The sequence below is a fragment of the Paraneptunicella aestuarii genome, from assembly GCF_019900845.1.
In the GTDB taxonomy this organism is placed as follows: domain Bacteria; phylum Pseudomonadota; class Gammaproteobacteria; order Enterobacterales; family Alteromonadaceae; genus Paraneptunicella; species Paraneptunicella aestuarii.
The window spans coordinates 4,225,764-4,251,321 of record NZ_CP074570.1 but is presented as its reverse complement, the minus strand read 5'-3'; the positions used below and the strand labels follow the sequence as shown (position 1 = coordinate 4,251,321).

The window sequence follows — 25,558 nt, the reverse complement described above, 5'->3', positions numbered from 1 at the left end:
CTATTGTGGATTTTTTGTTTGAAGTGTTGTTCGCAGCGCTTCCGTCTTGAAAAATATGTTGTAATTAGGAGCTAATTTAATGGCAACAGTTAACCAGTTAGTGCGTAAGCCGCGCCGCAACAAGGTTGTTCCAAGCAACGTTGCTGCATTGCAAGCTTGCCCACAACGTCGTGGTGTGTGTACTCGCGTATATACAACCACTCCAAAGAAGCCAAACTCTGCACTACGTAAAGTATGCCGTGTTCGTTTAACGAATGGCTTTGAAGTAAGTTCATACATCGGTGGTGAAGGTCACAACCTGCAAGAGCACAGTGTTGTTCTTATTCGTGGTGGTCGTGTTAAAGACCTGCCAGGTGTACGTTATCACACTGTTCGCGGAACGCTTGACTGCGCAGGTGTTAAAGATCGCAAACAAGCACGTTCCAAATATGGGGCGAAAAGGCCCAAGTCTTAACGGTTCTCCGTTAGTAAGGCCAAACAATAAACATTAACTGTTTTGGGTAATACCTGAAAATTTTCGGAGAATTAAGATGCCTAGAAGAAGAGTCGTAGGACAACGTAAAATCCTACCTGATCCTAAGTTCGGATCACAATTGCTTGCCAAGTTTATTAATGTTGTCATGTTAGACGGCAAAAAATCCACATCTGAGAAAATCGTTTACGGTGCTTTGGAAATTGCTGCTGAGAAATCAGGCAAAGACCACTTGGTTGTTTTTGAAGAAGCGCTAGATAACATTCGTCCATCTGTCGAGGTTAAATCTCGTCGTGTTGGTGGTTCTACCTATCAGGTTCCTGTTGAAGTACGCCCAGTTCGTCGTAATGCATTGGGTATGCGCTGGATGGTAGACGCTGCACGTAAGCGTGGCGAAAAATCAATGGCACATCGTTTGGCAGCAGAAATGCTGGATGCAGCAGAAAACAAAGGTACTGCTGTTAAGAAACGTGAAGATGTTCACCGCATGGCTGAAGCGAACAAAGCATTCGCTCACTATCGCTGGTAGTCATCTGCTTAAGATTATTCGTAAGCTATTTGAGAGGAAACTATGGCACGTACTACCCCTATAGAACGCTATCGTAATATTGGGATTTGTGCTCACGTAGATGCGGGTAAAACGACCACGACTGAACGTGTGTTGTTTTACACGGGTCTTTCACACAAGATCGGTGAAGTTCATGATGGCGCAGCCACTATGGACTGGATGGAACAAGAGCAGGAACGTGGTATTACCATTACTTCTGCGGCAACCACTTGCTTTTGGCAAGGGATGCAAAGTCAGTTTGATCAACACCGTATCAATATCATTGATACTCCAGGACACGTAGACTTCACCATTGAAGTTGAACGTTCGTTACGGGTATTAGACGGTGCTGTAGTTGTCTTCTGTGGCTCATCTGGTGTTGAGCCACAATCTGAAACTGTATGGCGTCAAGCCGATAAATATAACGTTCCTCGTTTGGTTTTCATCAACAAGATGGATCGTGCGGGTGCGGATTTTAAACGTGTTGTGAATCAAATCCGTAAGCGCCTCGGTGCAAACTGTGTTCCTATTCATTTGAATATTGGAGCGGAAGAAAACTTTAAGGGCGTTATTGACCTTATTAAGATGAAAGCCATTAACTGGAATGATGAAGACCAGGGAATGACCTTCTCTTATGAAGATATTCCAGCTGAATTGCTTGATGATGCAGAAGAGCTACGTATCGAAATGATCGAAGCTGCTGCGGAAGCAAACGATGAACTCATGAATAAATACCTTGAAGAAGGTGAATTGAGCGAAGCGGAAATTCGACAAGGTCTACGTATTCGTACTTTGAATAACGAAATCGTATTGGCGACATGTGGTTCAGCGTTCAAGAACAAAGGTGTTCAAGCCGTTCTGGACGCGGTTGTAGAATTTTTACCTGCTCCTACAGATATTCCGCCGATTAAAGGTGTGTTGAATGACAAGGATGAAACAGAGGCTGAGCGTCCTGCGGATGACAAAGCGCCGTTTTCTGCCTTGGCATTTAAAATTGCGACAGACCCATTCGTTGGTACTTTGACTTTCTTCCGTTGTTATTCTGGCGTTGTTAATTCTGGTGACGCTGTCTATAACTCGGTGAAAGAGAAGAAAGAGCGCTTTGGTCGAATCGTGCAAATGCATGCTAAAGATCGTGAAGAACTAAAAGAAGTTCGCGCAGGAGACATCGCTGCTGCTATCGGCTTAAAAGATGTAACAACCGGAGATACCCTATGCGATCCAGAGCATATTATTACTTTGGAAAGAATGGAGTTTCCTGAGCCTGTCATTTCTGTGGCTGTTGAGCCTAAGTCTCAAGCAGACCAGGATAAAATGGGTGTTGCATTAGGTAAATTAGCGGCTGAAGATCCTTCTTTCAGAGTCCACACCGATGAAGAGTCGGGGCAAACCATCATTTCTGGTATGGGTGAGCTACACTTGGATATCATCGTGGATCGTATGAAGCGTGAATTCAAGGTGGAATGTAACGTGGGTAAACCTCAGGTTTCATACCGCGAGACAATTCGCAAATCTGTGGAAGTGGAAGGTAAGTTCGTGCGTCAATCTGGTGGGCGCGGTCAATATGGTCATGTATGGCTAAGAATCGAACCCCAGGAAGAAGGCGCCGGATATGAATTTGTTAACGAGATTGTAGGTGGTGTTGTTCCTAGAGAATACATTCCTGCTGTTGACAAAGGTATACAGGAACAAATGCAAAACGGTGTGCTTGCAGGCTACCCGGTACTTGACGTTAAAGTCGCGTTATACGATGGTTCTTACCACGATGTGGACTCATCGGAAATGGCGTTTAAAATTGCCGGTTCCATGGGCTTCAAGCAAGGTGCCAGTCAAGCATCTCCTGTGTTGTTAGAACCCATCATGAAGGTAGAAGTAACAACACCTGAAGATTGGATGGGTGATGTGGTTGGTGATTTGAACCGCCGCCGTGGAATGATTGAAGGTATGGAAGACGGGGTGGCCGGAATTAAGATTATTCGCGCCAAAGTCCCATTGTCTGAAATGTTTGGTTATGCCACTGATTTGCGTTCTGCAACACAGGGCAGAGCTTCATATTCTATGGAGTTTCTGAACTATGCAGAGGCACCGAACAATGTTGCCAAGGCAATCATTGAATCGAGAATGTAGCATTTTACTTATCTTTTAGTTAGCAATCCCAAGTTGCTGACTGATTTTTAAATTTTATTTGGGAAAAGAGAACAATGGCAAAAGAAAAGTTTGAACGTACGAAACCGCACGTAAACGTAGGTACAATCGGCCACGTTGACCACGGTAAGACTACTTTGACAGCAGCGATCACTACTGTATTGGCAAAAACCTACGGTGGTAGCGCGAAAGCATTCGATCAAATCGACAATGCACCAGAAGAGCGTGAGCGTGGTATCACCATTTCTACTTCACACGTAGAATACGACACTCCATCTCGCCACTACGCACACGTAGACTGCCCTGGACACGCTGACTATGTTAAAAACATGATCACTGGTGCAGCTCAGATGGACGGCGCGATTCTAGTAGTAGCTGCTACTGATGGCCCAATGCCACAAACACGTGAGCACATCTTGTTGGGTCGCCAGGTAGGCGTACCTTACATCATCGTATTCATGAACAAATGTGACATGGTTGACGATGAAGAGTTGTTGGAATTGGTAGAAATGGAAGTTCGTGAACTTCTAAACGAATACGAATTCCCAGGCGACGACTTGCCAGTAATCAAAGGTTCAGCGTTGAAAGCGTTGGAAGGTGATGCTGAGTGGGAAAAAAATCATCGAATTGGGCGAAGCATTGGATTCTTACATTCCAGAGCCAGAGCGTGCCATTGACAAGCCGTTCATTTTGCCAATCGAAGACGTATTCTCAATCTCAGGCCGTGGTACAGTAGTAACAGGTCGTGTAGAGCAAGGTATCGTAAAAGTAGGTGAAGAAGTTCAGATCGTAGGTATCAAAGAAACGACTACAACTACTTGTACAGGTGTAGAGATGTTCCGTAAGCTTCTAGACGAAGGTCGTGCGGGTGAGAACGTAGGTGTTCTTCTTCGTGGTACCAAGCGTGATGAAGTAGAACGTGGCCAAGTATTGTGTAAGCCAAATTCAATCAAGCCTCACACCAAGTTTGAAGCAGAAGTATACGTATTGGGTAAAGATGAAGGTGGTCGTCACACTCCATTCTTCAAAGGTTACCGTCCACAGTTCTACTTCCGTACAACAGACGTAACGGGTGCAGTAGAATTGCCAGAAGGCGTAGAAATGGTAATGCCAGGTGACAACCTGAAATTCACAGTTGAATTGATTGCGCCAATCGCGATGGACGAAGGTCTTCGCTTCGCAATCCGTGAAGGTGGTCGTACAGTAGGTGCAGGTGTTGTATCTAAAATTATCGAGTAATTGATAATTGCATCTTAGACAAAGGCGCTCAACGAGCGCCTTTGTTGTTTTTGCCCCGCCATTTTTGCAGCATTTCTTTTCGCAAAACTCACTATCAGCATCTACAGTATTAAGGTAGAGCGCTTTAACCCTGTTATTCGCTCTGATTTCCACTAATAAAACACTTCTGGTATCGGGTGATGAAAGAGCGAATTTTACTGGTTGATGATGAAGTTAATATTCTGAACTCTTATCAACGTAATTTAAGGAAGCTCTTTCATTTTGATGTCGCCAGTAGCGGCGCAGAAGCGCTTGAAATGATGGCTGCCAATAAGCCTTATGCTTTGGTTATTTCTGATATTGATCTGCTTTAAAAGTTATAGCACAGGGTATGAAATCTGCATTCTTGTCCGACCTAATTGTTATTGCTATTTATGCTCAACGTGCAATAAGTAAACTTTTAAAATACTGGTAAATTTAGTAACGTTTAGGAAGATTCTACGATGGTTACTCTATTGGGTATCATTTTGGGCTAATAAACCATATCGAACAGGTATTATGTTAGTTAAATTTAAATTTTTGTCTTTGATGCTGCTTTTTTTGTTAAGCACTTTTGTTCAAGCTAAAGAGGAGAATGTGCCGCCGCCATTAGATCCTTCTTATATGGGGGTACACAATCTGATCCTGGTGAATGGCGGTTACACTATTTATGCATCCAATATTCCTACCTATAGCAAGCCGGGAAATGTGCAGTTGGTTTATAAACTGAAAGCAGTAGAACCCTCATTAATTTATATGGTGAGAGATGCTGATTTGGTGACTGTTAAAACAGAGCCTTTTAATATTCAACGCCTAATGAGAGGGGAAAGAGTTTCCATAAAACTGGATGTTTACATGGGGCATTATGACAAGGGCGGAGTATTAACCTATAAGGGAATGCCGGTTGAGTTTGAAAAGCAGCTTTATAGTCGGGAAATTACAAAAGAATCATTACAACCCTCAAGTCCACAACACAAATATGATTCGATCATTCTGGACAGTAAAGAGCGTTTATTGGTGCATCAAATCCAACTACCTCCAAGCTATGATCAGCTGATTTTGTTTTATCAAGATGTCAGTTGTGTTACCGACATTACAGCGTCTTCCGCTGTGCCGCCTGAGGGTGAATTAGTCAGCAAGTTAACCCTGTGTGGTGCAATGAAACCTTTGTACTACAGTACCGACCATTACAAATAACCTGTATTTTATGCTCATGCTGGAGATAGTGAATAAGTTTCTACAGCGTGAGCAACAACATTATTATCTCCTTTCGAGTATAAATAACCCCAACTCGGGATAAGTAAGTGTTTTGATATGGCTATTTTTAGCGACTTCTTTGTTAAATTTACTAAAAAATACCTCATCTCAAAGTATTCTAAATGTTCGTTTTTGAACATTTCCCAATAACTCTATTTATAACAATGGGTTAACTGTCTTTATCACCACAACTTATCCCGAGTTGGGGTGAATAGACTTCACCTACCGCCAGTGTTTTTCCCAGCTTAATGAGTTTGCATATACCGATAAGTCCTTGTTTGAAAAAGGTTTACTCAAGAAGTTAAGATTCAGACTGGTTGTTACAGCCATTGCTACCAAGCCTGGTTCTCGCATTATCTTATCGCAACGCATAAGGCCGCATCTGCGGTAGACATCAGTACAGGATCTGAAACCGTTAACACTCTGTCAGGTATTCTATGACGGATTGTCGCTCCCATTGTGCAAACATCTTAATAACGATGTTGTCTTGAGCGAACTCACTTCGGAATAAAACGCTAAGTTGTTCTTTCGTGGCTGGCATATTGCGGAATCGTCTTACGACTTTTGTGCTTGAGTGTAACGAAAAGTATATCTGTTTCAATTCAATGGATTTTCTATTTTTAAGATTTGCACTGTTCTATAAAGTCATAATGAGTTATGGTGGAAAATAATTTTACATAGCCGCTCGGTTTTACTGATCTTTTCACTCAATTCTGCATTTCTTAACGTTGAATTCAGTATGCCATTAATTTAACCGGCTTCCTTTTGGGTTATTGTTATTCTTTTTGGAAAAATTGCTTTTCACATTTGTTAGGCTACCTTTAAATTTTGCCTTTATATATGTGAATTTTTTTCAAAGATATTAAAGTGTAACAAAGGTAAAAATATAATTGGTTTGCATGTGTCACTTTTTCTCTGGAAATATAAGTCCCTATTCCATAAAGAAATTATATGCAGGTCATGCTGTACCGAGGGGCTGAGCCTTAGGTTTTAAGGCTATTCTGTTAAGTTGTAATAAAAGTCTGTACAAATGAATATTTGGTGAGCAATAATTTGACCCTTCTTAGAGTCTGCCGTGCTTAATACATCTTACCTATGTTGTTCGCTCTGCGACGCGGTTATGCGGGGCTGAAGGGATACGCACGACGCACGTAGCACTTGTGGATAGGGCGGCAATCAGTTTCTGTAATGACAGGTATACGAAGATGAAAATATTGTTACTTAGCTCTAGCTATAATAGTTTGACTCAGCGAGCACATGTTGAACTTTCGGAACGTGGACACGAAGTAAGCATTGAACTGGCTATAAGTAATGAAACCTTGCGAGAAGGAATTCGGCTGTTTAAACCTGATTTAATCCTGTGCCCTATGCTGAAGTTCATTATTCCCAAGGATATTTGGACGGAAGTACCTTGCATTATTGTGCATCCCGGGATTAAAGGTGATCGAGGGTCTGCTTCTCTTGATTGGGCTCTGTATGAAGAGTTGCCATATTGGGGGGTAACAGCGGTTCAAGCTGCTGATGAAGTGGATTCCGGCCCTATTTGGGCGACGGGTGAATTTGCGTTGCGTAAAGGCAGTAAGAGCAGTATTTATCGTGATGACTTGGCAAACACTGCCATGAAAGTGATGCACTTGGTCGTTAAACGTTTTGAGAACGGTTTGTACGAACCTGAGCCGCTTGACTATTCTCGCCGAGACGTAAAAGGCAAATTCAGACCGCCTATGCCTCAGTCCAGACGCACAATCAACTGGCAGTTTGATAGCGCAGATGACATTTTGCGCAAGATCCGATGCTCTGACGGTGCTCCGGGTGTGCTGGATACCATCAATGGAAATCAATATTTTCTTTTTGGCGCCCATCGTGAAGGTTCAATGGTAGGGCCTCCTGGGAAAATTCTGGCGAAACGTTTTGGTGCTATTTGTCGTGCTACGGTTGATGGTGCCGTGTGGATTACCCACCTTAAGAAGAAAAACGATCTTTACGGAAACTACTTTAAATTGCCTGCCGCACAGGTATTGGGTGACGAGATTAAAGATGTTCCTGAATCGAACATTGACTTGCTCTATGCCGGAACGGCTTTGACCTATAAAGAAATTTGGTACAGAGAACACAACAATGTGGCCTATTTGTACTTCGAATTCTACAACGGCGCTATGTCTACCGATCAGTGTGAGCGTTTAACCCAGGCTTTCAATGAGGTTCGCAAACGTCAAGACGCGAAAGTGATCGTATTGATGGGCGGACGTGATTACTGGTCGAACGGTATTCACCTCAATGTGATTGAAGCTGCAGACGACCCGGCTGATGAATCCTGGCGCAATATCAATGCTATCAACAGTTTTGTGGAAGCTTTGATCAATACCACGAATAAATATGTGCTTTCTGCAATGCATGGTAGTGCAGGTGCAGGTGGCGTCATGATGGCATTAGGTGCCGATCAGGTTATTGCTCGTGAAGGTGTTATTTTGAATCCTCACTACAAATCGATGGGCGGGCTATATGGTTCTGAATATTGGACTTATTTGCTTCCCAAGCGCGTTGGTAAGCATATGGCTAAAAAGCTGACAGATGATTGTTTGCCTATTAGTGCGGAGCGTGCCAAACAAATCGGCTTGCTGGATGATGTTATTTATCAGGATGAGCACAATCCTTCTTCTTTCCATGATCAAATCGTGAGAATCGCTGAGAAGAAAGCTAACGATAAGCATTTGATCCGTTATCTGGAAAATAAAGCGGATGAGCTGGCGAAAGACTCTCGTGTTAAGCCTCTTTCTGAGTATCGTGACGAAGAACTTGCAAATATGCGAATTAATTTCTTTGGCGAAGATGAAAGTTATCATGAGATGAGAAGAGGGTTTGTACACAAGGTTAAACCTGAAGAAACCCCCAGATATTTAGCGACGCATAGAAAGGAAGTTATTGAGAAGGAATACTAATTGGTTGATGTTAGGCTAATATTGTTTTCTTAATTTCTTTTTGGGCTGGTGATTATGAGTGCAACACAAGTTGACTCGGAGTCGAAAGTACCCGCATCCATATTGATTTTATTCACTTTTTGGGTGCTGGGTACCAGCGTTGCAATGTTTCTTTTCCAAGGAAAAGATTTGCGCTTGTTTTATCAGAATGAGCAGCAAATGCAGGTCTTTTTCGAAGGTGGAGAGTTTTCACAAGCCCTTAATACGTATTTATCTTCATACTCAGGTCTTGATTCCAGTAAAGCCTATGTTTTTCACTTTTGGAACCCTGATTGTACCTGCGATCAGGCCAATAGTGAGCATGTTCGATCTTTGATTACAAATTATTCAGAAAATACAGTTTTTTTCGTGGTAAGTTCGCACGAGCACTATGAAGCATATTTGGAACAATGGTTGAATGTGTTACCTTACGAACGGGTTGAATTTGTCGCATATGAGAAATTGGCTTTGGAAATAGAGCCACCAGCGACACCCGCCGTTGCTGTAGTGCAGGCCTCTGGGAAGATGAATTACTTTGGCCCTTATTCTGAAGGTGGCGTTTGTTTGCCAAATGAGAATGGGATTGTTGAAGGGGTGCTGGATAGTATTTTTGATGGGAAATCGAAGTATTACCCTTTTACCTCTGGGTATGGTTGCTATTGTCCCTGGAAATCCAGGGCAACCTAATCCGTTGGGGAGCTGATATGAACCAGGCTGTAAATGTAAAACTCTTATCTAATCGTTCTAGTGATGTCGGCAAGAGTTATTCAGGTGAAATGATGAATAACTATATGCGTGACAATTATGCCAAAGCCGACAAAGTCATGTTCAAAGTGCTGGTCGCACTGGGCGTTATTTCCTTTATGATGTCGGGAATGCATGATACCTGGGCCGAGTTTTTTGTCATCGGTCTTGGGTCTGTTGTTGTTCCTGGCTTTATTATCTACAAGCTACCGGGGAGTGCTATTGCGCGTCATTCAGTCGGCGTAGCTCTTATGTTTTTTGCTGCATTGCAGATCCATCAATCCCACGGGGTCATCGAAGCGCACTTTGCCGTGTTTGCTTTGCTAGCTCTGTTGCTGTTCTATCGGGATTGGAAAGTCATTTTGACTGCAACCGTGGTTATTGCAACTCACCACTTGCTATTCAACTACCTGCAAGGTGTGGGTTTTGGTGTGTACATCTTCCCTGAAACTGGCTTCAAGCGCGTATTAATTCACGCCGGTTACGTTGTCTTTGAAAGTTCATTATTAGGTTGGATGGCTTATCAGGGCGAAGCCAGCGATGTTCAAAATGCAGAATTGCACGAAATAGCCGGTAATTTAACCGTTGTTGATGACAGAATTAACATCAGCTATCGCCCTAAAAATGCCAGAAGTAACTTTGCTAAAGACTACAGCTATTTTATGGATGCCATTCATTCAGCGGTGTCAGAAGCGAAAGCCGGGGTAGATAATCTCAATGATACGGTTAGTAAGCTAACGGAAAATAGTGGTACTTCTTTGGATGATATTCAGAAGCAGAAGAATGATATTGCGAAGCTGTTGGATACCATTGAGTCATTGAGTGGACGTTTGCAAGCGGTATCTGAAACCTCTTCAACTGCCGCGAGCAGCGCAATGGAAGCGTCTAAACACGCTGATAAAAGCGCCAAAGAATGCGAGCGGGTATTGAATAACAGTGTTGATACGATTAACCAGTTATCCAATGAAGTTGAGGAAACGTCGCGCGAAATTAACCTACTGGCTTCAGAGAGCAAGAAAATTGGCTCTGTACTGGACGTTATTATTGGTATTGCCGAACAAACTAACTTGCTAGCACTGAATGCTGCTATTGAAGCGGCTCGTGCTGGGGAATCCGGGCGGGGCTTTGCGGTGGTTGCCGATGAGGTTAGGGCGCTTGCGACCAAAACTCAACAGAGTACGGATCAGATTCGTAGCATGATTGACGTATTACAAACGGAAAGTAAAAAAGCCGTAACAGCCATGACACGAAACCAGGATCGGGCTCACCAGTGCGTGCAGCAAGCCACTTCGAGCAAGGAGGCGTTGGGGAAAATCATCGACGCAATCAATACGATTACTCACATGAATGGCGATATTATGGGCGCGACAGAGGAACAGGTGACAGTGTCTGCTCAGGTGTCTGTTGAGCTGGGGGCTGTTAATAAATTAGCAGACAACGCGGTTAATTATACTGAACAAACCTATTACGCCAGTAAGAATATTTCCAAGACAGCTGGAAAGCTGGACGAAGCCGTCTCTCATTTTGTGGTGTAAATCTCTTTTTCCGTTACAATAGGATACAAATAATTTTAAAGGCAAGCTTCATGGGCTTGCCTTTTTGTTTTCTGATTTTTATTAGGTGTGTTTTGGGTGCATTTTGATAAAAATAGAGCGAAATTCTAAGTTTAATAGAGATATTCTTTTTATCGTTTATATTTTACTAATAGTGAATGGTTTTCGAGATGAGCACGATGCACTCCAAAATATTGGAATCAGTCATAGAATTGACGAACAACAGTGATATAGATTCACTGGATCTTAGCTTGTTAAGCACACTTGCTGAGTATGTTCCCATAAAAAGAATAGGGATTTATCTGGCCTTTAATGCGGGACACAAGCGCCATGTCATGCTTAAGGTTGGACTGGAAATCGTCGATGAAAAGCCAAATTACCGCTGGAGCACTTGCGAGCTGGTACATGAATGCGATCCTTTGATGATGTCGTGTCTCCAGTATGGAAGCAGTATGAGCGGCACTAACGATAATGGTGATACATTAATCTGGATGCCAGTCGGTTCTCTTGATGAGCGTACTTGTTTATTTATTCAAACCGAAAAGCTTAGTTCGGAAGCGGAAAACCTCCTTAACGCTTTCTGCCGAATATATGGCAATTATATTGAACTAATTACTGCTAGTGAGAGGGATAAGTTAACGGGCTTGTATAGTCGCCACTCGTTTGAAAGTCGATTGAAGTTTCTACTCAAAATGCAATCTCGAATTCAAGAAGAGTTGCAACGCACTATCTCTCGACGACATCACCTTGATGGTGACATGCCCTGGTTGGTTATATTTGATTTGGATAATTTCAAAGCTGTTAATGATTCATTTGGTCACTTATGTGGTGACGAAGTGTTACTGACATTCGCACAGAAATTAAAATCCTTCTTTCGTGCATCGGATTTGGTCTTTCGTTTTGGTGGTGAAGAATTTGTGTTGATTCTGGAACCAACGACCAAAGAACATGCTTTGAATCGAGTTGAAGAATTTAGAGAGTCTATCTCCCAAACCGATTTTCCTCTGGTGGGACGTATGACTGTAAGTGGCGGTATGACCGCAGTATCTCCAAATATCTTTGAATCCGTATTGTTGGATCATGCCGATAAAGCCCTGTATTACGCCAAAGAGAATGGTAGAAATGCAGTGTATTGCTACGAAGAGCTCGTCGCGGAAGAAAAACTCTCTGCCCCCGGAAAAATTGAAAGCGATGTGCAGATGTTTTAAGCCAATCAACCCCCTTGCATCGCCTTGGGGCGATAGTCTCTCTCTAATTCCCAGGTAAAAATGGGACGGTAGACCACGCCGTTTCGTTGCGACATTGACTCATATAAGCTGAATGATTCTGCTCGCATGGCAAAGTTCGGTGATAACAAAGGCATTGGCGGTGGCATGAGTAGGCGCCGAAATAGTGTTACATGAGGAACGTAAGGACGCTTTTCGAGACGGAACCCCGCTTGCTGAGCAATTTGCTCCAGTTTTTGATTCAATTGATGTAGTTGAGAAGGAATTTCCCGGCATCCAATAAAGCAGATTTTGGGTTTGGTGAAGTAGCCGAAATCATCCAGTTTCAAATCAAACTGATTCATTAACAGTGTATCAGTTGCACTTTGCATTTCTTGCAGTTGATTCTCAGAGGTTTTGCCGTTGAAGCACAGAGTAATGTGGTAATTGGCGGTTGCCACCTTTCCATCCATATTGGGCAGGGCTTTATTACACCACTGAGCAATATCCAGCTTGAGTTTGGGGGCTAAATCGAGAGCGAAGAAGGTTCTCATATGTCACTACAACTTTCTTGTGGATATAAGGCTAGCTTAGTACGTATCGCAGAGGATAGGAACGTAAGAAGTCTCAATCGCTGGAAAAGTGAACATTCCATGGACAGGGTTTCATGTCTCCTAAACTGAAAAAGACAATAGATTCGGTGCGAGTTAGAATACGGAGGTTATTTTGGATATGGATTCAGGATTCTGGTGACAAAAAAGCAAACCACAACACAATCTAAAGCGAAAACTGCCCCTAAAGGAAAAGCTGATCATTCTTCCCCGGTAAAGCCTGCTCGTGGTGTTAAAGCCGGCTTTAAACAATGGATGAAAAAAGAGCTTTGGAAAGTGGCTCTAATGCTATTGCTGGTTATTGTGGCTTATGGCTTCTACCTGAATGTGCAAATTCAACAGAGTTTTTCGGGTAACAAGTGGCAGGTTCCTGCGCAAATCTATGCTCGTCCATTAGTGTTTCAACGCGGCGAAGCGATGTCTGTGAAAGAGGTTCAGCAAGAGCTCGAATTGCTGGGTTACCGAAAAGTGACTAAACCCACTGGTGCGGGTGAATACAGCTACTGGAACGGGCGCTTTAATATTGCTCGCCGAGCCTTTGATTTTTCCGATCACTCTGAAGCAAGGCAATTTCTTGATATTCATATCCGAAACGAAAAAGTTGCTGGAATTATGGATATGGAATCTGGCGAAGTGCTTACTCAGGCGAAATTAGAGCCCTGGTTAGCGACGCGCTTTATTAGCGGTAGCCGTGAAGATCGCATGCTGATTAACCTGCAAGATACTCCTGCCGGATTGATTCAGGCGTTATTGCTCACCGAAGATAAAGACTTTTATCACCATTATGGAATTGCTCCGCTGTCCATTGCTCGTGCGCTGGTTGCTAATTTAACAGCAGGGCGCACCGTACAAGGTGGCAGTACGCTAACCCAGCAGTTAGTCAAGAATCTGTATCTTAGCCGGGAAAAATCCTTATGGCGTAAGCTTAAGGAAGCCTATATGTCTGTCTTGCTGGACTGGCAATATAGCAAGGACGATATATTGGAAGCTTATTTAAATGAAGTATTTCTGGGGCAAAACGGGCAGCAAGCCGTGCATGGATTCGGCTTGGCGAGTTTATATTATTTCGATCGTCCCATTCAGGAATTGGGGCTAGCGGAACTTAGCACGCTGGTTGCCATTATCAAAGGGCCGTCCCGTTATAACCCAAGGCGTTATCCCGCCCGAGTCACCCAGCGTCGAGATCTGATCCTGAGATTGTTGTATGAGAATGAGCACATTAGTTCGGAAGAATATGAACATTATGTGCAGCGTCCTTTAGGTGTTGTCTCCAAATCACAACTGGCACGACAAGTTCACCCTGCTTACATGGATAAGGTCAAGCGGGAACTAAGGCAGGTTTTGCCTGATCCTGATGCTCGTCAATCTGGTATTCGAGTGTTTACTGCTTTGGATCCGCATACGCAACGTAATGCCGAGAAAACGGCACAATCGGCTCTGCCCGCAGTTGAAAAGCAACGTAAGTTACAAGATCTGGAAATGGCGATGGTCGTGACGGATTTTGATACTGGAGAGCTTCGGGCATTGGTGGGCAGTCGAGATGTTGACTATAAAGGGTTTAATCGTGCTTTGGATGCTCGCCGTCCCATTGGTTCTCTTGTTAAACCTGCTATCTACCTGACCGCTCTGGAACAACCTTTTGATTATCATCTGGCTACCATGCTGAAGGATGAACCCGTTAAGCTGAAAAGCAGTTACGGTAAATACTGGCAACCGCAAAATGCTGATAAAACGTTCAGGGGAAAAGTCACATTGCTGGACGCCTTGTCTGGCTCTTTGAATGTGCCAACTGTGCATCTTGGTATGGCGTTGGGAACCGATAATATTGCCTCAACAATGACTCGTTTGGGTGTGCAGGAGAATATTCCTACTTATCCTGCTATGACCTTGGGTGCTGTGGACTTGTCGCCATTACAAGTGAATCAGATGTACCAGACCATTGCTAATGAGGGGCGTTTTATCCCACTGCATGCGATCACCGCAATTAGTAGTAATGAAGGTCGGTTATTGTGGTCGTTTAATGCGCCTGAGTATATTGCGGTTGAACCAGAAGCCGCCTATTTGGTGAATTATGCCTTGCATAAGGTGACTCAAACCGGAACCGCTAAATCCCTTAAAAATGCTTTCCCGGGAGTGAATTTAGCCGGTAAGACGGGAACCACGGATGATTATCGAGATAGCTGGTTTAGCGGATTTGATCACGACTTTCTGGCGACTATCTGGATTGGTAAAGATGATAATGAAACCACGCATTTAACCGGAGCTAGCGGAGCCTTGGCGCTTTACACTCAATTCCAAAGCTTGCAGCAACCGAGGTCACTGGCACAACGTTTTCCATCTGAATTAGGTATTGCTCATTTCAATCCCGATACTGGTTCAGTGGTGCCAAGAGGTTGTAAGGGCAGTTTGTCTTTACCGGCAGTGTTGAATGCGTTACCACAACCGGGAAGTTGTGATATCACACCACCAGAACCAGTTCCTCAAGAAGAGAAAAGCTTCTGGGAGCGACTCTTTGGTGATTAGGGGGAACCGATCTCGATGAATTTTGATGTTGCGGCAAAGTTCGACTCTTATCCCGATGATGTTCGTCCCAAGTTGGAGTATTTACGACAGTTGATTTTCAGTGTTGCTCAGGAAATTGGTGCTGATGAGGTTGAAGAATCGTTGAAGTGGGGTGAGCCCAGTTATCAAGTTAAAGGCGGTAGTGCCGTTCGATTTGATTGGAAGGCGAAATCTCCAGATCAATATGCCTTGTACTTTAATTGCCAATCAAGTCTGGTGGAGACTTTCAGGGAAATTTACGGAGAACAGTTTCAATTTCAGGGCAACCGGGCTTTAGTTCTGGGTATCAACGACACAGTTCTTGAACTGCCTTTAAAGCATTGTCTGAAATTGGCAATGACGTACCACAAAATCAAGCATCTGCCTTTGTTAGGGGCGTAACTGAGGAATAAGAGAAACAATGTAAGCAAGTGCTTACATCATCAAGGAACCATCCCAATCTGCGGGAACCGGTTCACTGCGCATTTTATGGCATTGTGCCAGATGATGACGAATGACCTTGTCATTCATATCCATAACCTGAGCTTCACGAAAATATTTCAACGCTAAATCCCAATGTTGCACTTTACGCGCTTTTAATCCTTCTTCAATGAGTGGTGCCGTTGAAAGCTTTCTTGCTTTGTCTTCTTCTGGTAAATGCGCCAGAATTTCATAAATCTCGACCGGATTACGCTTGCCTTTCACTCGCACCCAATCCAGTAATCTATGCTCATAGATATCCTTAGCACCTGACGTTTCTAACAATTGGGAACTGACGATGATGTCGCAATTATAGATTGGGGTGAGCGTTTCCAGGCGGTAAGCAATGTTAACGCTATCGCCAATGACAGTCGTGTCCATGCGCACATGAGAGCCGATAGTACCGAGAATCGCGGGGCCAAAATGAATGCCAATGCCAATGTTCACTGGCGGATAACCGCTGTTGCTACGGTGTTGGTTGTAGATGTTAATGGTTTTGCGCAAATCAATGGCGGCGTGCAAAGCGTCTTTCGCCTTTTCTGTTGCTGAGCCGCCGGGATGATCGAACAGCGACATGATGGCATCGCCAATAAACTTGTCGATAAATCCATTATGACGATGAATGGGCTCGCTCATGCGCAAAAAGTAAGAGTTCAGAAAATTCATCAGCTCTTGCGGACTCATGCTTTCAGATAGTGTGGTGAAGCCGCGAATATCACAAAATAAAATCGCTACTTCATCCTCGTCAGCCTGCCCCAGTTCTAACTGCTGTTTTCCTTCTTTGGTGAAGTGGTGCACAAACTGCTTGGGGACAAATTTATGAAAGGTTGCGTTGGCCAGAACCGGGTCATCGTCGAGATCTTTTTCATTTATCTCATGATTGGTTGTGATGTGATCTTCGTACTGGCGAAAGTTCAGTACATCATTAGGATCAGGCAGATTAAGCTTAACAATAGGGCGTTGGTATTTATGTGGATTCGACTGTCTTAGTCTGTGATACAGCCATCCAATTACCCCGAAGCAAATGAGCAGGGCAATGAGCAAAATCACGGTTAGAGGCTGGAACCAAATGTCTGAATTCACAGTTTATAATCTACCTGGATCGTCTACCTGAATTATCAAGAAGGGGCTCTTAAACCTAAAGCTTAAGAGCCCCTAGTCTATGCAATTCTCAACCAATGGGTCAAGTATTCGCCAATTTAGTCAATCCGAATAATAGCGGACTATTGAGTCAGCTCACCAAATACTTCGTCAGCGATGGCGATGGTTCTGTCAATGATCTCGTCGCTATGGCTAATCGACATAAAGCCCGCTTCATAGGACGCAGGAGCCAGATACACACCCTTGGTCAACATGCGATGGAAGAAGTCATTAAACTGTGCGGTATTACAGTTAATAGCTTGTTGGTAATTGGTGACCTTGTCCAAATCCGTGAAGAAAATACCAAACATACTACCAACATAGTTGGTGGTTAACGGGATGCCATGCTTGTCTGCTGCGGCTTGAATGCCTTTGGCTAGCTTTTCGGTGCGAGCGGTAAGGGTGTCATAGAATCCGGGTTCCTGAATGGCTTTTAATGCAGCTAAACCTGCTGTCATGGCGATAGGATTACCTGATAATGTACCAGCTTGATAAACCGGGCCACTTGGCGCCAGTTTCTGCATGATTTCTTTGCTACCACCAAAAGCACCTACTGGCATACCGCCGCCGATAACTTTACCCAAGCAAGTCAGATCGGGCTTGATGTTGTAATAAGCTTGAGCGCCACCTAAAGCAACGCGGAAGCCTGTCATAACTTCATCAAAAATCAGTACGCTGCCATGTGCTGAACAGACTTCACGAAGTCCTTCTAAAAATCCGGCTACAGGAGGAATACAGTTCATGTTTCCGGCTACAGGTTCCACAATGATACAAGCGATGTCATCACCTTGTTGTTGCATGGTGTCGCGGACTTGTTCAAGGTTGTTGTATTCCAGCGTTAATGTGTGTTTAGCCACATCTTCCGGTACGCCCGGAGAGCTGGGAACACCCAAGGTTAAAGCGCCAGAGCCCGCCTTTACCAATAAGCTGTCGGCATGACCGTGGTAACAACCTTCAAATTTGATGATCTTGTTGCGTCCAGTGTGGGCTCTTGCCAGTCGGATTGCACTCATGGTGGCTTCTGTACCTGAGTTCACCATGCGTACCATTTCCATGGAAGGAACCAGCGAACTGACCAGCTCGGCCATTTCCACTTCCAATGACGTTGGTGCGCCAAAACTTAAACCTGAGGATACGGCAGACATCACCGCTTCGCGGATTTGAGGCGCGTTATGGCCTAATACCATTGGCCCCCAGGATTGTACGTAATCAATGTATTGATTGCCGTCTTCATCGAACAGATAAGCGCCATCGGCTTTTTGGATAAATGGAGGCGTACCACCTACCGCTTTGAAGGCTCGAACCGGAGAATTCACGCCACCGGGAATATGTTGCTGGGCGCGTTGTAATAGTGCTTCAGATTTATTCATTCGTTATCGCTCTTGCTATTTCAGGCTTGGCTAATAGACGTAATACAACTGTTTGTCTGTTAAATACCCGAATTATTATTCTGTTGGTTTGTACCAGGGAACATTGTGTTCGTATTTGGCAACCAGATGCTCAACCCCAAGGGTCATGGCAAATAAGGCCATTCTTACTAATACGCCATTGTCGGTTTGACGGAAAATGGCCAGGTTAGGGTTCATGTTTAAGTCGTTGTCCAATTCATTGGCATCGGCACGGGAGTCACGAGGAAGAGGGTGCATAATGACCGTTTTGGATTGGAAATGACGAGTATAAATATCCTGGTTTAAGCGGAATTTGCCACGATATTTGTTGGCTTCTTCCTTGGATGGAAAGCGCTCTTCCTGAATGCGGGTTTGATAGCAAATGTCGGCATCAAACTGGCCTTCCATTGAATCAGTAATATGAAACTTGTGACCTGCATTTTCAATGACATCCAGCACCTTGGTTGGCATGCCTAATTCTGTTGGAGAAATTAAGGTAAAGCGGATGTTTTTAAACAGAGTCAATAGCTTGGAGAGGGAATGCACGGTACGCCCGTATTTTAAGTCGCCGATCATGGCGATATGCATACCATCCAGTGAACCGCCATGATAGGCCAGTTCTTTTTCTATGGTGTAGAGATCCAACAAGGCTTGCGTTGGATGTTCGTTGGCTCCGTCACCGCCATTGATAACGGGAACCCGGCTGCCAACTGCAAATTCAGCGACTGAGCCGGAATCGGGATGGCGCATGGCTACGATATCTGAGTAACCACTCAATACCCTCGCGGTATCAAATAGCGATTCCCCTTTTGCCAGAGCCGAGGAACCAATGCCGGTAGTTTCACGTACAAAGCCGCCCAATAGATTAAATGCAGTGCCGAAGCTGACTCGGGTTCTGGTGCTGGGCTCAAAAAACAGGTTGCCCAAAATAGCCCCGTTTAATACCGATGTGCGCTTTTCTCTTTTGGCATAAGGGCGCATTTGATCCGCAACGGTGAATATTTCTTTAATGGTGTCGCGATCGAACTGATCGACAGAAAGAACATGCTGGCCTACAAGCGAGTTCATAACTTCTCATTCCGGTATGTATTTATGCTTGTTATTGTAACAGAATCAGTTTGCGCTGATCCCTGATATTTTGATCTGATTCAATCAGAGGAGCTATTCGTCTATATTGATTATTTACATTGGCCCAGTTTGACTAAAGTGCGCCTTACAAGCTTTCAATATAATTTCATTGTAATGATGAGCGTACTGGTACATGGCTTTCTGTTGTGGGTTTTGAAATCCCGATTCACTTAATACACCGCTGCCGGGCAAAAAGCGCGAGCCGCAACGAGTCAGTAGTTTGCTGATTTTGAAATAATCCGTCACACCAGGCAGCGAGCCTTCAGTGTCCTTGAAGGTTAACAAGCGAAAATCTTTTACAGAAATGGCGATTTGAGCATCCTCTTTAGCATTTTGATACAACCCTGAGATGGTTGTACTGGAACTTGAGCTATGGTTTGTTGAAGATGCTGTTGAAAACGATGAATTGGATGAACTGGAATGGTCTGTAAGTGAGCATCCACTTAAGATGCTTACCAGAAGACTTATTATAATTGTTAACTGCTTCATAAATTTACGACCAAACAGATTCTTATACTGCCTGAAATCTTAGCGAATGCATGGGGAATAATCCAGCCACAACGCTTTGTTATTCGTTATGTTTTTTCAAACCTTTTGGCGATTCAAATGTTAAGTACAACTTAGGCTTGTTGTTCTGATTCGTGCCTCAGGCAAAGCATGACCCACTTCACCGTGCGCTGTACATGCTCTTCCAGTTCCGATTTTTGCGCATTAAAGGGAATGTTGAGCATACTTTTCATGTGATATTCACCTTTCAGTGAATTGAAGTATAAGGTGGAAAGTTCAAAGGCGGTTTTTTCCGAAACCGGGTAATTAGGCTGTTTTAACAAGTATTGGGCAACCAAGTGTAACCCACGTTGTGAACCTGCATTGTAGAATAGCTCTGCAACATTGGTGGTTGTGTTGACTTCACCAATAACCATTTTGTACATGCGGATAACATTGGGGTCTAACAACAACTGAATGAACTGCATGCCCAATTTTCTGAGCACTTGTTCCGGCTCTTCTGTTGCCATTTCAATATGTTCTTCGTCTAACTGATATTCAGCACATTTGGCTTTAATGACTTCGATATACAGCGTGTCTTTGTTTTCGAAGTGGGAATAGACAGTTTGTTTCGACACGCCAGCAAGATTCGCAACCTGATCCATTGAAGTCCCGGCGAAGCCACATTCAAGGAATGAATCTGTTGCGGCACACAGGATTTGATGTTTCTTCTCTTCGCTTTTTGGGCGTCCTGCCCCGGGCTTGCGCTCTTGGTTCATAAGTCTATTTACTACCTTTTTAAAATGTTCAGATTATTTATCAAACTAAACGGTCTAGTATTTTTATTGATTTATCAAACTAGACAGTCTAGTATTTTTTCAGCCAAGTTCAACCCGCTTTTGTTCATACCATGAAGTTTATCGAGGTTTACATGCCGAACAACACAGTCTCGCACAGTAAGTCGCTATCTCCGACACTGTTCGTTTTTTTGATTGTACCTTTCCTGCTTTTGATTTTCTTGCTTAATGCCGCAGGCTCTGGGCAGGCTATTGCTGATAGCGAGCAAGTTAAAGTACATAAAGTTGAAGTTTTCCCGGTTGAGCTGCTGCATTCCTATGAAAGACAAATGCGCGCGGTGGGTAGAGCGGAACCTTCCAAACAAGCAAACGTTGGCTTTGAACGTGCAGGTACAGTCGCTGTTGCTTACGTTGATGAGGGGGTGTTTGTTGAGCAGGGCGCCTTGCTGGCTGAATTAGACACTCAACGCCTTGATGCGCAAATGCTGGAAGTCGAAGCCACGGTTGCCAGAGCTCAGGCGGATGCCCGTTTAGCCGAGATCTCTGCAAGCCGAATTGCCAAACTGGTACAAGATAAATTGGAATCGCCACAGCGTTTGGATGAAGCCCGTGAGCGTGAAGTTGCAGCCAAAGCTTTGGTGCAGCAAGTCGTCGCGTCCAAAGAAAGGCTGCTCGTTGAGCTGGCCAAGTCCAAAATTGTCGCGCCTTTTTCCGGCACTGTTTTGTCGCGTCCTGTTGATCCGGGTTCGGTTGTAGCTCAAGGCCAACCCGTATTTGTGGTGCAGCAAGATAGCGTGACTGAAGTCCGCATTGCATTAGGAACAGACCAAGCCTTTAACATGAAAGTGGGCGATGTGTATCCTTTATTGGCTCAGTTCGATAACAAACAGATTGAAGCCAGCGTTAAGTCTATTGCACGTGCCAGAAATGTGAATACACGCACCATTGATATCATCTTCGCTCTAAGTGATGGGCATTCTGTTTTGCCGGGCGATTTACTGACTTTATCTATTCCTCAAACCGTTAAAGAAAGTGGTATGTGGGTGCCTAAAAGCGCTTTAACCAGTGGTGTTAGAGGACTTTGGACGGTTTATACCGTGCAAGACAAAGGTGTTGACCAGAAGATTATTCCTAAATCTGTGACGGTGCTCTATAACAATTCCACTCATGCTTATGTGTCGGGGGCTTTGCAACATGGCGATTTAGTCGTGGTTGAAGGCTCTCATCGCCTGGTTCCCGGACAAATCGTGGCAGCCTCTTTAATATCGACACAACCGTCGACAGCACAACAACTGGCAAAGCGGTAATTCAACATGCATGAGTTAGATGATATTGCCACCAATCCACCTTGGTACACGCGATTCTTCCGTAGTGGGCACTTACTGGTATTAAGCATTATTATTCTGCTGGTCGCAGGGATGTCGGCAGTGGCTAACTTGCCACGTTTGGAAGATCCCCGTATCGACACCCGTAACGTTCTGGTTATTACTCCTTATCCCGGAGCTTCGGCTGAGCGAGTGGAAGCCTTGGTCACAGACGTTATTGAAGACGAACTACGCCAGCTTTTTGAGATCAAGGAGCTTCGCTCTACAACCCGAGCGGGGATTTCCGTCATTATTGTGGAATTGCAGCCATGGGTAGATAAGACAACCAACGAAGGCGTGTTCTCAAAGATTAGAGATCGCTTACGTGATGCCAGCCAGCATTTTCCAAGTGGTGTAGGCGAACCGCAACTGGATGATAAGCGAGCCGCATCGGCCTTTACCTTGATGGTAGCCTTGCAAGCCGACGAGCATCAGAATCTGGATCCCATGATTTTGTCGCGAATGTCTGATGAATTATCCGATCGTATTCGTAATGTGCATGGCACCGAAATCGTGCGTAATTATGGCGATGTTCAAGAAGAAGTGAGTGTGACGATTAGTGCGCAGCAGCTCAGCAGTGCCGGCCTCAGTGTCGCACAAGCCAGCCGATTGGTTGCTGCCAATGACCCTAAAACACCCGCAGGTGTGGTACGCAATGAACAGCAAAATATGCGTATTCAAGTGGCAGAAGAGCTGGATAGCCTCGATACCATTCGTAATATTCCACTGTTAACCTCGTCTCAGGGGAACTACTTGCGACTCGGCGATATTGCTGACGTTAAACGTAGTTGGAAAAACCCACCTGATGAAATTGCCATGTATCAAGGCAAAGAGGCTGTGATCATAGCTGCCCGGATGCAAACCAATGTGCGGGTTGATCGCTGGATGGCGAATGCTTTGGCGGAAGTGGATGCTTTTGCTCAGCAATATCAAGGTACGCTTAAAACCAACATCGTGTTTGATCAAAACAAATATACCGAAGCGCGTCTGAATGATTTGACTGAAAATCTTCTGATGGGCAGCTTGGTGGTGATGGCGGTGGTGATGCTGTTTATGGGCAACAGAGCCGCGTGGATTGTGGGGTTGGCATTGCCTTTATCTGCGGCCTTTACCATTTTCTCCTTGAGTTTTTATGGGCAGCAGATCCACCAGATGTCGATTTTCGGGATCATCATTGCCATAGGTTTGCTCATTGATAACGCCATTGTTATTACCGATGAAATCCGCGCTAATCTGGTACATACCAATTTGACCCGCTTGCAGGCATTGGTGAAAAGCATTCGTCACTTGTTTGTTCCCTTATTGGCTTCAACCTTGACCACGGTGCTTGGCTTTATGCCAATATTCCTGTTGCCGGGAAATATTGGTGATTTCGTTGGGCCGATTGCTATCAGCGTGGTCATGGCGCTTATCGGTTCATTGTTTATTTCACTCACTATTATTGCCGCCCTGGCAGCGCGTTATCTGAAACGTGCTCCGCAGTCTGAAATGAAAAATGTGCGCTGGTATCAGCAAGGCATTCAAATGCCTGCGGCATCGAACTGGTTTCGAGCCTTTTTGAATCGCTCTATTCGCAAACCTTTGCTCGCTCTGAGCGTGAGTGTTGCTATTCCTATTATTGGTTTCGTGTTGGCAGGGCAGTTAGGAAACGTGTTTTTCCCTAGCGCAGACAGAGATCAATTTGAAATTTATGTCTGGTTGCCGAATGGGGCGTCTATTCATCAAACTCGCTCTGTGGTTGAAGAGATTGACAAGCATCTTATCGCTCAGGATGGTGTAACCGAACGTGCCTGGTTGGTAGGCGCTTCAATACCCTCCTTCTACTACAACCAGATTATGACGCGCGACAATACTCCTCATTATGCGCAAGCCGTAGTAACAACCGATTCCATTCTTTCAGCCAAGAATCTGATTGGCTCACTGCAAAAAGAGCTGGATGAATCGTTTACCAATGCTCAAATCGTGGTGCGTGCTTTTGGACAAGGGCCGCCTATTTATGCGCCTATCGGCATTGATATTTACGGTACAGATTTAACCGTGTTGAACCAGTTAGGCAACAAGGTTCGCTTGGCGATGTCCCAGGTTCCGGGATTAACTCACTCAACGGCTTCTGTCACGATTGGCGAGCCTGAATTGGTGATGGCGACCACCAGCGACAGTACACAGTTGTCGGATTTAACGCTGACTGATATTGCTCAGCAATTGCAATCTGCGGTTGAAGGGCAAGTGGGCGGCTCTATTTTGGAAGGTACAGAGGAAGTGCCAGTACGAATTCGCATTGCGGATACTGAGCGTAATAGTATTGACGCCTTATCGACATTGCCGTTGATTAATTCTCACTTGGGTGCCAATCAAACCTGGGTGCCATTGTCTGCGCTGGGCGAGTTTGAACTACGTCCGACCGTGAGTGGCATCTCTCGCATTAACGGCGTGCGTGTTAATAAGATTGAAGCCTTCCTGATGCCTGGCGTATCGGCGGTTGATGCCGGTAACTATTTGATGGAAATTCTTGCTGGGCCAGATTTTGAATTGCCTGATGGCTACTACCTGAAAATGAAAGGTGATGCCGACAAACAGAAAGAAGCCATGGGGCAACTGGCTACTTATGCTCCAGTATTGATGGTGATGATGATTGCCACTTTGATCTTGTCTTTCAATAGCGTGCGTTTAGCGGCAGTGATTGGCGCTGTTGCAGTGCTCTCTGTTGGCTTGGGGATGCTAAGTTTGTGGATATCCGGCTTGCCTGTTGGCTTTAACCCCATTCTTGGCAGTGTTGGCCTGATCGGTGTTGCGATCAATGGCTCTATCGTGGTGATCGCTGCTATTAATGGTAATCACCTCGCAAAGGCGGGTGACATTGACGAAATTGTCACAGAAACCATGAATTGTAGCCGTCATATTCTCTCTACTACCGTGACCACGGTTGGCGGTTTCATTCCTTTATTGCTGTTTAGTGAAGGCTCGTTCTGGCCCCCATTAGCCGTTGTTTTGGCGGGGGGCGTTGGCTTCTCAGTGATTTTGAGTTTGGTATTTACGCCTGTTGTGGTGGCTATGATTGTGAAGCGTAAAGCGAAACGTGCAGAGTGGAAATCAAAGGTACCGCTGCAAGCTTAATTTGGCTAGTTTATTTTCTGCACATACATAAAGCTCGACCATTTTATATCCCGGTCGGGCTTTTTTATACCTCAAAAGATCATTAAATACTGAAGATATGATTGCTTGATATTTACTCAAAAATTGTATTGTCCTGTATCTATAATGGTTGCAAATTCTTTGGCATTTAACTTTTTCACCGCAATTATTTTAAATGCGGTGCATACTTTACGTTTGCTATTAATTACATTTTTTTACATGTTTATGGAATTGGATAGTTAATTGTATTTATTCATTTTTGTAAATAACTTATTGTGTGATTGTGCTGCATGGCCTTATTTATAAGGTTTTTTGTTTTCATTGAGTGTTCATTTTTTATTTTCATTCTTCTGT

The 25,558-nt window shown here is 44.3% G+C and carries 19 protein-coding genes and 1 pseudogene; 14 read left to right on the top strand and 6 right to left on the bottom strand.

What is annotated here, in order from left to right; translation table 11 throughout:
- Positions 1 to 79: 79 nt before the first annotated feature.
- The 10 genes and pseudogenes from rpsL (at position 80) to KIH87_RS16485 (ending at position 12,140) form a co-directional block, all read left to right on the top strand.
- Positions 80 to 454, top strand: coding sequence for a 30S ribosomal protein S12 (gene rpsL / locus KIH87_RS16530; protein WP_232358958.1), 375 nt, complete (start codon positions 80 to 82; stop codon positions 452 to 454).
- A gap of 76 nt (positions 455 to 530) precedes the next feature.
- The gene (rpsG, locus tag KIH87_RS16525) at positions 531 to 1,001 is read left to right on the top strand and encodes a 30S ribosomal protein S7 (RefSeq protein WP_232358957.1); all 471 of its coding nucleotides are present in this window, start codon (positions 531 to 533) and stop codon (positions 999 to 1,001) included.
- Positions 1,002 to 1,043: 42 nt separating this feature from the next.
- Positions 1,044 to 3,146, top strand: coding sequence for an elongation factor G (fusA, locus tag KIH87_RS16520; protein ID WP_232358956.1), 2,103 nt, complete (start codon positions 1,044 to 1,046; stop codon positions 3,144 to 3,146).
- 74 nt (positions 3,147 to 3,220) lie between these two features.
- A pseudogene (gene tuf, locus KIH87_RS16515) lies at positions 3,221 to 4,403 on the top strand (elongation factor Tu).
- 179 nt (positions 4,404 to 4,582) lie between these two features.
- Positions 4,583 to 4,756 carry a response regulator gene (locus tag KIH87_RS16510; protein ID WP_232358955.1) on the top strand — a complete coding sequence of 58 codons (174 nt, stop codon included), beginning with the start codon at positions 4,583 to 4,585 and terminating at the stop codon, positions 4,754 to 4,756.
- A gap of 184 nt (positions 4,757 to 4,940) precedes the next feature.
- Positions 4,941 to 5,618: a hypothetical protein gene (locus KIH87_RS16505; RefSeq protein ID WP_232358954.1), complete on the top strand. Its 678-nt coding sequence runs from the start codon at positions 4,941 to 4,943 to the stop codon at positions 5,616 to 5,618.
- Between the two features lie 1,265 nt (positions 5,619 to 6,883).
- A complete protein-coding gene (locus tag KIH87_RS16500) occupies positions 6,884 to 8,617 on the top strand; it encodes a hydrogenase maturation protein (protein WP_232358953.1) in 1,734 nt (577 codons plus the stop codon).
- 54 nt (positions 8,618 to 8,671) lie between these two features.
- Positions 8,672 to 9,322, top strand: coding sequence for a DUF6436 domain-containing protein (locus KIH87_RS16495; RefSeq protein WP_232358952.1), 651 nt, complete (start codon positions 8,672 to 8,674; stop codon positions 9,320 to 9,322).
- 17 nt (positions 9,323 to 9,339) lie between these two features.
- Positions 9,340 to 10,914, top strand: coding sequence for a methyl-accepting chemotaxis protein (locus KIH87_RS16490; RefSeq protein WP_232358951.1), 1,575 nt, complete (start codon positions 9,340 to 9,342; stop codon positions 10,912 to 10,914).
- A gap of 188 nt (positions 10,915 to 11,102) precedes the next feature.
- Positions 11,103 to 12,140: a GGDEF domain-containing protein gene (locus tag KIH87_RS16485; RefSeq protein ID WP_232358950.1), complete on the top strand. Its 1,038-nt coding sequence runs from the start codon at positions 11,103 to 11,105 to the stop codon at positions 12,138 to 12,140.
- A 5-nt stretch (positions 12,141 to 12,145) separates the two neighbouring features.
- On the opposite strand, the gene thpR is transcribed toward KIH87_RS16485, so the two are convergent.
- Positions 12,146 to 12,691 carry an RNA 2',3'-cyclic phosphodiesterase gene (gene thpR, locus KIH87_RS16480; RefSeq protein WP_232358949.1) on the bottom strand — a complete coding sequence of 182 codons (546 nt, stop codon included), beginning with the start codon at positions 12,689 to 12,691 and terminating at the stop codon, positions 12,146 to 12,148.
- 312 nt (positions 12,692 to 13,003) lie between these two features.
- Here thpR and mrcB point away from each other — a divergent pair, with 312 nt between their 5' ends.
- Together mrcB and KIH87_RS16470 are read left to right on the top strand one after the other, a co-directional pair.
- The gene (gene mrcB, locus KIH87_RS16475; protein WP_408635820.1) at positions 13,004 to 15,271 is read left to right on the top strand and encodes a penicillin-binding protein 1B; all 2,268 of its coding nucleotides are present in this window, start codon (positions 13,004 to 13,006) and stop codon (positions 15,269 to 15,271) included.
- Between the two features lie 15 nt (positions 15,272 to 15,286).
- Positions 15,287 to 15,691: a DUF1801 domain-containing protein gene (locus KIH87_RS16470; protein WP_232358947.1), complete on the top strand. Its 405-nt coding sequence runs from the start codon at positions 15,287 to 15,289 to the stop codon at positions 15,689 to 15,691.
- 33 nt (positions 15,692 to 15,724) lie between these two features.
- Here KIH87_RS16470 and KIH87_RS16465 read toward each other — a convergent pair whose 3' ends face one another.
- The 5 genes from KIH87_RS16465 to KIH87_RS16445 all read right to left on the bottom strand — a co-directional run bounded on the left by KIH87_RS16465 (position 15,725) and on the right by KIH87_RS16445 (position 20,690).
- Positions 15,725 to 16,852 (bottom strand): adenylate/guanylate cyclase domain-containing protein, encoded by a 1,128-nt coding sequence (locus KIH87_RS16465; RefSeq protein WP_232358946.1) that lies wholly within the window; start codon positions 16,850 to 16,852, stop codon positions 15,725 to 15,727.
- 140 nt (positions 16,853 to 16,992) lie between these two features.
- Positions 16,993 to 18,279, bottom strand: coding sequence for a glutamate-1-semialdehyde 2,1-aminomutase (gene hemL / locus KIH87_RS16460; protein ID WP_232358945.1), 1,287 nt, complete (start codon positions 18,277 to 18,279; stop codon positions 16,993 to 16,995).
- A 75-nt stretch (positions 18,280 to 18,354) separates the two neighbouring features.
- Positions 18,355 to 19,365: an aspartate carbamoyltransferase gene (locus KIH87_RS16455; RefSeq protein WP_232358944.1), complete on the bottom strand. Its 1,011-nt coding sequence runs from the start codon at positions 19,363 to 19,365 to the stop codon at positions 18,355 to 18,357.
- A 114-nt stretch (positions 19,366 to 19,479) separates the two neighbouring features.
- Positions 19,480 to 19,914 carry a hypothetical protein gene (locus KIH87_RS16450; RefSeq protein WP_232358943.1) on the bottom strand — a complete coding sequence of 145 codons (435 nt, stop codon included), beginning with the start codon at positions 19,912 to 19,914 and terminating at the stop codon, positions 19,480 to 19,482.
- A gap of 131 nt (positions 19,915 to 20,045) precedes the next feature.
- The gene (locus tag KIH87_RS16445; protein WP_232358942.1) at positions 20,046 to 20,690 is read right to left on the bottom strand and encodes a TetR/AcrR family transcriptional regulator; all 645 of its coding nucleotides are present in this window, start codon (positions 20,688 to 20,690) and stop codon (positions 20,046 to 20,048) included.
- Between the two features lie 131 nt (positions 20,691 to 20,821).
- On the opposite strand from KIH87_RS16445, the gene KIH87_RS16440 reads away from it, so the two are divergent.
- Positions 20,822 to 22,015, top strand: a complete 1,194-nt coding sequence (locus tag KIH87_RS16440; protein WP_232358941.1) for an efflux RND transporter periplasmic adaptor subunit — start codon at positions 20,822 to 20,824, stop codon at positions 22,013 to 22,015.
- 6 nt (positions 22,016 to 22,021) lie between these two features.
- Positions 22,022 to 25,186 carry an efflux RND transporter permease subunit gene (locus tag KIH87_RS16435; RefSeq protein ID WP_232358940.1) on the top strand — a complete coding sequence of 1,055 codons (3,165 nt, stop codon included), beginning with the start codon at positions 22,022 to 22,024 and terminating at the stop codon, positions 25,184 to 25,186.
- Positions 25,187 to 25,558 lie beyond the last annotated feature (372 nt).

Coding starts and splice junctions, on each gene's coding strand:
- rpsL (WP_232358958.1), top strand. CDS start 80: ATGGCAACAGTTAACCAGTTAGTGCGTAAGCCGCGCCGCAACAAGGTT.
- rpsG (WP_232358957.1), top strand. CDS start 531: ATGCCTAGAAGAAGAGTCGTAGGACAACGTAAAATCCTACCTGATCCT.
- fusA (WP_232358956.1), top strand. CDS start 1,044: ATGGCACGTACTACCCCTATAGAACGCTATCGTAATATTGGGATTTGT.
- KIH87_RS16510 (WP_232358955.1), top strand. CDS start 4,583: ATGAAAGAGCGAATTTTACTGGTTGATGATGAAGTTAATATTCTGAAC.
- KIH87_RS16505 (WP_232358954.1), top strand. CDS start 4,941: ATGTTAGTTAAATTTAAATTTTTGTCTTTGATGCTGCTTTTTTTGTTA.
- KIH87_RS16500 (WP_232358953.1), top strand. CDS start 6,884: ATGAAAATATTGTTACTTAGCTCTAGCTATAATAGTTTGACTCAGCGA.
- KIH87_RS16495 (WP_232358952.1), top strand. CDS start 8,672: ATGAGTGCAACACAAGTTGACTCGGAGTCGAAAGTACCCGCATCCATA.
- KIH87_RS16490 (WP_232358951.1), top strand. CDS start 9,340: ATGAACCAGGCTGTAAATGTAAAACTCTTATCTAATCGTTCTAGTGAT.
- KIH87_RS16485 (WP_232358950.1), top strand. CDS start 11,103: ATGAGCACGATGCACTCCAAAATATTGGAATCAGTCATAGAATTGACG.
- thpR (WP_232358949.1), bottom strand. CDS start 12,691: ATGAGAACCTTCTTCGCTCTCGATTTAGCCCCCAAACTCAAGCTGGAT.
- mrcB (WP_408635820.1), top strand. CDS start 13,004: ATGAAAAAAGAGCTTTGGAAAGTGGCTCTAATGCTATTGCTGGTTATT.
- KIH87_RS16470 (WP_232358947.1), top strand. CDS start 15,287: ATGAATTTTGATGTTGCGGCAAAGTTCGACTCTTATCCCGATGATGTT.
- hemL (WP_232358945.1), bottom strand. CDS start 18,279: ATGAATAAATCTGAAGCACTATTACAACGCGCCCAGCAACATATTCCC.
- KIH87_RS16455 (WP_232358944.1), bottom strand. CDS start 19,365: ATGAACTCGCTTGTAGGCCAGCATGTTCTTTCTGTCGATCAGTTCGAT.
- KIH87_RS16450 (WP_232358943.1), bottom strand. CDS start 19,914: ATGAAGCAGTTAACAATTATAATAAGTCTTCTGGTAAGCATCTTAAGT.
- KIH87_RS16445 (WP_232358942.1), bottom strand. CDS start 20,690: ATGAACCAAGAGCGCAAGCCCGGGGCAGGACGCCCAAAAAGCGAAGAG.
- KIH87_RS16440 (WP_232358941.1), top strand. CDS start 20,822: ATGAAGTTTATCGAGGTTTACATGCCGAACAACACAGTCTCGCACAGT.
- KIH87_RS16435 (WP_232358940.1), top strand. CDS start 22,022: ATGCATGAGTTAGATGATATTGCCACCAATCCACCTTGGTACACGCGA.